Origin of the sequence: Pantoea stewartii subsp. stewartii (genome assembly GCF_008801695.1) — a bacterium.
Lineage (GTDB): Bacteria > Pseudomonadota > Gammaproteobacteria > Enterobacterales > Enterobacteriaceae > Pantoea > Pantoea stewartii.
Genome location: NZ_VZPF01000127.1, coordinates 1 through 7,481, shown reverse-complemented (window position 1 = coordinate 7,481; position 7,481 = coordinate 1). Strand labels below are relative to the sequence as shown.

General features: G+C 44.8%; 8 protein-coding genes and 3 pseudogenes. 7 read left to right on the top strand and 4 right to left on the bottom strand.

Annotation, left to right across the window (positions count from 1 at the left end):
* A pseudogene (locus F7Q90_RS23915) lies at positions 1-149 on the top strand (IS630 family transposase); the annotation flags it as partial.
* A gap of 17 nt (positions 150-166) precedes the next feature.
* Here the strand turns inward: F7Q90_RS23915 and F7Q90_RS23910 are convergent.
* Positions 167-436: pseudogene (locus tag F7Q90_RS23910) on the bottom strand (DnaJ domain-containing protein); the annotation flags it as partial.
* Positions 437-916: 480 nt separating this feature from the next.
* Here F7Q90_RS23910 and F7Q90_RS23905 point away from each other — a divergent pair.
* The 5 genes and pseudogenes from F7Q90_RS23905 to F7Q90_RS27760 form a co-directional block, all read left to right on the top strand.
* Positions 917-1,306, top strand: coding sequence for a type II toxin-antitoxin system RelE/ParE family toxin (locus F7Q90_RS23905; protein WP_071988832.1), 390 nt, complete (start codon positions 917-919; stop codon positions 1,304-1,306).
* Complete coding sequence (locus F7Q90_RS23900; RefSeq protein WP_006122463.1) at positions 1,299-1,616, top strand: helix-turn-helix domain-containing protein; 318 nt, start codon at positions 1,299-1,301, stop codon at positions 1,614-1,616. Before F7Q90_RS23905 ends, F7Q90_RS23900 begins: the two co-directional genes overlap by 8 nt.
* Before the next feature lie 69 nt (positions 1,617-1,685).
* Complete coding sequence (locus F7Q90_RS23895; RefSeq protein ID WP_006122464.1) at positions 1,686-1,934, top strand: hypothetical protein; 249 nt, start codon at positions 1,686-1,688, stop codon at positions 1,932-1,934.
* Positions 1,935-2,475: 541 nt separating this feature from the next.
* Entirely contained in the window at positions 2,476-2,868 is a 393-nt protein-coding gene (locus F7Q90_RS23890) for a hypothetical protein (protein WP_044243678.1), read from the top strand.
* Between the two features lie 517 nt (positions 2,869-3,385).
* Positions 3,386-3,991: pseudogene (locus F7Q90_RS27760) on the top strand (recombinase family protein); the annotation flags it as partial.
* A 511-nt stretch (positions 3,992-4,502) separates the two neighbouring features.
* On the opposite strand, the gene F7Q90_RS23880 reads toward F7Q90_RS27760, so the two are convergent.
* Both F7Q90_RS23880 and F7Q90_RS23875 read right to left on the bottom strand, forming a co-directional pair.
* A complete protein-coding gene (locus F7Q90_RS23880) occupies positions 4,503-4,754 on the bottom strand; it encodes a hypothetical protein (protein WP_141119363.1) in 252 nt (83 codons plus the stop codon).
* The gene (locus F7Q90_RS23875; RefSeq protein ID WP_006118548.1) at positions 4,741-5,535 is read right to left on the bottom strand and encodes a ParA family protein; all 795 of its coding nucleotides are present in this window, start codon (positions 5,533-5,535) and stop codon (positions 4,741-4,743) included. The genes F7Q90_RS23880 and F7Q90_RS23875 overlap by 14 nt, the downstream gene beginning before the upstream one ends.
* Positions 5,536-5,712: 177 nt before the next feature.
* On the opposite strand from F7Q90_RS23875, the gene F7Q90_RS23870 reads away from it, so the two are divergent.
* Positions 5,713-6,396 carry a transcriptional regulator gene (locus F7Q90_RS23870; RefSeq protein WP_044241685.1) on the top strand — a complete coding sequence of 228 codons (684 nt, stop codon included), beginning with the start codon at positions 5,713-5,715 and terminating at the stop codon, positions 6,394-6,396.
* A gap of 789 nt (positions 6,397-7,185) precedes the next feature.
* Here F7Q90_RS23870 and F7Q90_RS23865 read toward each other — a convergent pair.
* Positions 7,186-7,481, bottom strand: a 296-nt coding sequence (locus F7Q90_RS23865; protein ID WP_151161109.1) for a transposase domain-containing protein, incomplete at its 5' end; no start/stop codon positions are given.

The window sequence follows — 7,481 nt, the reverse complement described above, 5'->3', positions numbered from 1 at the left end:
ATGTCGAACGGTTGTGGCAGGCGCTTCATGAGACAATAACCCGAAATCACCAGTGCAGTTCAATGTGGCAACTGTTGAAAAAGGTCCATCACTTTATGAATACCGTCAGCCCATTCCCCGGGGGAAAACATGGGCTGGCTAAAGTGTAGCGGTATTAGGATCAGTTATTTAGTCCGGTGAGTGCGTTTAACACGTTTTCCAAGTCTTCACCGTAGTTATAGTGTGCATTTTCGTCAGCACTTTGAAACGAGTTGATTTTATCAATATTTGCCATCAGAAAATCAAAAGCTGCATTTACAGCCTTCATCAGTTCAGCACCTAATGGATTACGATCTGGATGATATTTCAAAGCCGCTTTTTTATATGCAGCCTTGATATCCATCTCCGTTAATTCACCTGATAAGCCAAAAACGTTTAATGCTTCCTGAATATTCATATTTTTCTCCCGCCCGTTTGGGCTACTGGAAAAGGTAGGGAACTATTCCCGACCAACAAACCCATTATACCATCAAATGATGGCATATCAACTATTAATTACTCCCGTATTCAACGTTAATACGTGGTGATTACAGTATGAAAATACCGTGATGCCTTAACTAGCCAGCCCTCTGCCTGCTTTGAACTTGTTCTTATCGTTCTGCCAGGCTGCATTGTCATTACATGGGGCATGTAAGATGCTCATTCCGATAGAACATACACCGCTCGCCGCAGCCGAACGGCCGAGCGTAGCGAGTTAGTGAGCGAGGAAGCGGAAGTGAGCCATTTCTAAACCAGGAACCGGACACACCAAGCTTAAATTTCACTATAGAAATCATATGTAGGAGAGTTTCACCAACGTTTGCATGCCATGAAACTTGCACGAACCCGTAATTAAGACTATAGTAATTGTTACGGATTCATGGATGTAATGAGTGTCATGGGAATTTATTTAACACCTGAATTTGAGACAGAACGCCACAAAGCCCGCATCAGCAATACCATGTTGTGCAAAGCTGCTAAGGCTATTTTTTCTGGTCTGCCTGGTGATCCACTTGGAAAATTCACCTTTAAAAAGCGGCTCGGCTTGCCCGGAGTAGGAGCCAGAGATGGAGCACGGTCAATCGTTTTTTTCAATGATGGCGACAACATTTTCTTCTTTGATATGTACCTGAAAAGTGGGCTTTCAAAAAAGAAAGGAAAGGAGCTTGAAGATGATGAAATTGATGCTTACTGCAATATCGCAAAAGATTTTATCTCAATGAGTCCAGCAACAATAAAGAAGTTACTCTCTGATAAAGAACTGATCGAGGTAAATTGTGATGACTGAACGTCTGAAACACATTAAAGGTATGGCTGAACGCTATAATAAACTAGGCGTGGTAAAAGATGAAACCGTAGCTGCAATTGATGCAGCAGTCGCAGCCCGTAATATCCCTGCGATCCGGATCATGACCGGCAGCCAGATAAAGGAAGTCCGCACTCGCTACAACATGTCGCAAGCCGCATTGGCTATAACAACCGGCATGTCTGTAGAAAGCGTATCCAAATGGGAGCGAAACGAAAGCAAACCGAATAAGGCTGCTCTGCGGATCATTAACATCATCGATGCTAAAGGGCCGCAGGTTTTCATGGCATAACGATGCTGGTTTCATAAAAGAGCCGCGCAGCGGCTTTTTTATCTCCCCTAAGACGTATAGAGTAGGCATATGGAAATCTTAATATCCCTGATTATCGCCGCTATTCCTGTTGCCTACCTGATATGGGATCGCTATTTCCGTATTTTCCCGTTGTCATATTTCGGCATAGAGAATGTCCAGCGGATCGCTAAATGGGAAAGCCCGGAGTGGCGCGAACAGGTTTTTAGTCGCGGGGGAATGACCAGCAGAGAATGGATCAGGGTTAATACCCGCCAACTGGAGGCTATCAGCGCCGAGCTACGCCGCCGTAATCTTTAATCCTCGCGTCGGTTTGTGTAGAGCCTGACGGCTGTCCCTCCTCCCCCCTCGTCAGTCTGGACAAAGCGAGATAATCAGAGGCAACCTGTTTTTTATGGCCGGATACAGGCATCGCTTACGTCATAGTTGCCAGTACTGTTAAAGTATACGTGACCGTTTTTTTATAGAAATCTCATATGCTATTTTATTAATATGAAAAATATTTTTTAAGAAGGATATTTATATGCCTATAAGTGGAATTGGTAGTGGCTCTCAAAATTACGGGGTCTCCAGCACATCTGCAAACGTCCGCAATCAAACCTCTTCATCGTCGGAGTTGGCACGCAACATTTATAAAGTTCAGCAGTCAACATACGGATTTAGCAGGGGGCATCAGCGCCAGAATGCTGTAGATTTCCGTGTGGAAACATCCATTAAGTCAACAAGTTTTGGTAATCCAGTCTCCCGTTCTACTACCACCCTGGTAGATAAACTTGGGAGCGGTACTAAAATAAAACCTTAAAATTAATTATTAACCCTGTTGGCATATAAGGATTATAAGATGCAGATAGTCAATTACTTTCGTGCAAAATACTTACACAGCAGCAATGCTGCATTCAGTCTGGCAATGAAAAATAATAAGTACATTTCATTTGCAGAAAAAATCATCTCAGTTAAAAATGAAAATATGCACTGTGAAATTATTCACACGCACTCTTCTCTGAGAAAAGAAGTATTGACTAAGGGTAAAATATTAAAGTATGAGCATTTATTGGAAAACATTCAAAAAATAAAGCCGCAACCTTATCAAAATTCTGATGTTTTAAAATATAGTAATCATCTTCCCAGGCTGGCAGTAATAAAATATAACGGAAATGATCATGAGTATTTTCTTCCGTACAACAATCAGCCAAAAGGTATAACTATTACCACTGCCAAAGAAAGTCTTGTTTGAATATCAAGGAAGTAGCACGACGGCATAGGCCCGTGACTTCCAGATCATTGCCTGATAGGCCGTTAAGCAGTACGGCCTCTGCTACAGGTTTAGGGGTTTGAAGCCCAATGGAACGGAAACGTACGTTAAGAGCATAACCATATGATTTTTAGTCTATAAATTCGTAGAGATGCAGGTCAGATTTACGTTGAATTGATTACCGAGTTTATTAACACTGGAAGTGCCGAAAACCGTATGATTACTGGTATCAACGGAAAGAGTAAATAAAACCCTCGTTTTCTTTACCACCCAAAACTGCTCAAAAAATACACTTAGCGTACGATCTAGTACGGTTGGGCTTCAAACCCCGTTTATTAGAGAGTTTTCACGCTAATCCTCCCCCACCCTTTAATACTCCTAAAAGTTATGCCAGTTCGATATAAGTATCCCTATACCGAACTGGCAGAATCCGGTACTGTTTATCTGCATGACACCAACCCTAACCAGACCGGTATCACCAAAGGACTCTAACAGTACCATGTCCATGTTTGTTCGCGCCTACCTTCGGGCCTCCACCAGTGAGCAGGATGCTCAACGTGCCCGCGATATGCTTGACCGCTTTGCTCATGAGCATAATGTCATCATCTGTAACTATTATGCTGAAAATGAATCAGGCGCACGCCTGGAGCGGCCCGAACTTTTCCGTTTGCTCAATGACAGCCGCCCTGGGGATGTATTGCTTATTGAGGACGTCGATCGTCTTTCACGCTTAAAAGGGGATGAGTGGGAGAAACTTAAAGCGATCATCCGCCAGCGTGGCGTGTGGGTTGTGGCCGTTAATGTACCCACCACCTGGCAGCACCTTTCCCCCAGAGCCAATGAATTTGACAGCCGAATGTTTGCGGCCATCAATGATATGTTGCTCGATATGCTGGCCGCTATTGCACGGCGTGATTACGAACAGCGGCGGGAACGTCAGCAACAGGGAATAACCAAAGCGAAAGCGGCGGGTAAATACCGTGGGCGGCAAGTCAATAAGCCACGTTACGATGCTATCAACCGGTTATTGTTGAGCGGTAGCTCCTGGACTCAGGTACAGAAAACGATAGGTTGCAGCCGAAGCACTATCAGCAGTGCCATCAAATATGCAGCCAGCAAGACTGAGGCTAAAACCCCAGAAGAAACTCATGTGGCCTCCCCTGCCCCACATTCTATGACCTTATTTGTATCGATTGAAAATGGCAGTAAATTTACCCGTGGTAAGAAAAAAACCAGAGAGTTGATTGACTGGTTCATCGAGGCTGAATTTGAGGGTCAAATTTTAGGGGGGAATGAATACCGGATACCTCTGACTGCTGAAATGGACGAGCAGTTGAAAGAACAGGTAGAGTATTTATTCAGTGAAATTAATATGATAGCTGATGATCGCAACTGTATAGTCATTGACTGTCTGCTGACAAATGACCAGACTCACCAGGGTTGGGATGAATGTGATGGAGGGTGGCAAACATAGTCGCCAATATGCACGACAGAACTGAATCACAATTTAGGTCTATCGGATTTATTACATAATATACAGTTAGAAAAATTTTTAAAAGCCTATACAACTGTATAGGCTTTCTCTTTACTTATGTATATACACTTGCATTTACACATTAGGTATTTTCAACTAGTAACTGCGCCAGTTTCTGAATTAACTTATCGTCATCAAGATAACAGGCGGCTCTAAGCACACGGGAGCGGGTAATATTTTTCTGCGGAAGTTTCTCCTGCACTTTATCAACTAGCATGGACAGGGCATCATCATCCAGACCGGTAAGGCGCAGGTTCATTTGTCTACCGGTTGTAATATTTCGCCGTTCTACAACGCGCGTTACGCCTTTCGCGATGCGATCACTTCTTCCCACCCTTGGCCTCCTCAATCTGCTGCAATAGCTCTTGTGTGAACGCTTTATAGTCACGATAAGGACGTTCGTTTTTAGCAAACATCATCATCGGGCGATGCACATCTGTAGCCTGCTTGAAAAGCTCACTCTGACGGATTTCAGTTTTAGCGACTTTATAGCCAGATTCACTGATGTACCCATCAATGGATTTTTTCATTTTGGAGTGAGATACATTTACCTTTGTCTTTACAAGTGTATATACAAAATCATTGTTACGCTTCACTTCACGCACCACCTGGAAAAGGTCAGCGATGCCTTTAACTGCCCTACGATCCATGTCGACCGGCACAACAATATTATTGGTGATAAGTAGCGCGTTCTCGATGCTTAGGTCAATCGCCGGACGCAGATCAATAAGAATGTAATCGTACTCAGTTTTTAATCTGGCGAGTCCCTCTTCCAGAATATTGAGCCTGTGACGAAAACGCTCGGCGCTACGCGCTTCCACTGCCAGCGTAATATCAGCCGGAATGACGTCAAGATTCGGTATGGCCACCTCACCGTCCAGCGCGGTATAAACCAGTTTGTTCGTATCAAATTTCGGGTCTTCGAAGAGATCGGTGATGGTGTAATCTTCGTCACCACGACCCACGTCGTCGCTCAGGTTTCCCTGATGGTCAAGGTCAACCAGCAGAGTCCTGTAGCCAGCGGCAGCTAGTGCACAACCGACAGCAATACAACTCGTCGTTTTGGCCACACCACCTTTACTGTTCGCAAAAGAAATAATGTAGGGCTTGTTCATCTGACACCACCATGTATATACAAAGTTATATACATAATACGTAAATTCTGGAATCTGTCAATGTATATACAAAAGCATATGCAAAATCAGTGAAGCTAAAAAACACCGGCTACTTAACTTGACAATATCAGCACCATAATTCAATTTATAAGCAATTTAAGAAAATGGAGGTAAGGTATGAGAATCAGATTTACGCTGACTGAAGGGTTCGATAAGATTTATCACCCGTTGCGCTTCCAGGCCTTCTGGAACGATCAAGGATACTGTTATCTGCGCGTGCAAATAGCCCAAGGAAAAATAGTGTTTACCTGCGCTCAGTTGCTGAACTACTACAACACCTCAATAACTAACGCAGCTGAGAGCGTACGCATATCAGCGATTAATGCGCTGATACAGGATGGAGCGCTTAAGGTCTCGAACAGGAAAAATTTTAGCGATCTCTTCAAGTCTGAGCAGCGCAAAAGCCGTGAGTTTGATGCATGGATATTTGACTATATCAATGAGAACTCAGTCTGGATTGAGTATTACCACCCTGAGATCAGCCTGAATAATGACCACCGATATACCACTATCACATTTGAAGGCAACCATGACCCTGTATGGTTCAGCACCTCCAGGAAATCGTTGGAAGAAAAATATCCGGGGCTTGAGTTCGCTGTTGATGAAAATCTGCTGCGTAACTGGGTTGGCGCCAAACTCACAGTCTCGGATATCAAAAATCTACTAAAAGAAAGAAACTGGACAATGAAAGAAGTGGCCGAGAGATGGCGGCGCTCTGAATCATGGATGAGCAAGATCGTCAATGACCCAGACAGAGACCCATACTGGGAGGATGCATTTAAGGGCTTACCTTTAAAGTAGAACTACGCGTAGACGTGCAAACCGCCCCCCCCTGAGTTGCCCATCTAAAGTAGATAAATTTGTCTTGTAGGTATAATAAATTGTATATACATAAGCATATACAAACTAATGGGAGTGCTTGTTTTTTTATACTTGCAGAAGTTGGCATCCTTCCCGACCTTTAGGCCGAGTGGGAGCGAAGCTGCGATTTGCGACATTTGGGTGATGTCTGCAATCGATCGGTCGGTATCGGACAGCATTATTAGGACCAGCGGGAGCATCCGAACAAGAATTTTCGGTTTCGCGCTATAGCTGGCTTGAGTGAACTGGCAGCAACAACTTTTGTTATCAAAACTCATGCAAACAGAAATAATCGAGAATATTGTTTCGAGAATGGATTTTGAGAGTCTTAACCTTTTGATATTGCTGTTTGAACAGGAGCCTGATTCTGGTTCTCACAAATCCTCGTTTTTGTAGCGCCAGTTGTTGGCACTTATCGCAACTACCCGGTCACTACCCAAACCGTAAGTTTCTGCGCAAATGCTCCCGCTGGTCCTAATAATGCCGTCAGAAACTGAGCAAAATGACGGGGTTTCGGGAGTTTGCAGAGCAACTTCTCAGTTGAACTCAAGAGATTGATTTACCTGTTATTGACCATTCAATTGAACCGCTTAACTGTCTTTTGGGTTCCACTACACCCCAAACCCCCGCTGCTACTCAGCCTAAATAGTGCAGTGCCGCCCCGCATGTTAATGCAATGTCGGTGGCCTCCTGCTTTCTGTAAGCGTCACATCCAGACCGTATGGACTGTCAGGCTGAGGTAAGATCGACTTTCCACGGCAGCAGATCGCGCAGACGGTTTACCGGCCAGTCCTGGATATGCCCCAGCACATAGCGCAGCCACGCCTCCGGCTCCACGCCGTTCAGCCTGCAGGTGCCGATCAGCGAGTACAGCACGGCGGCCCGCTCCCCGCCTGCGTCTGAACCGGCGAACAGCCAGTTTTTCCGGCCCAGGGCTACGCCACGCAGCGCGTTCTCCGCGATATTGTTGTCGATCTCCGCCCAGCCATTGCTGCAGTACAGGTTTAACGCGTCCCACTGCTTCA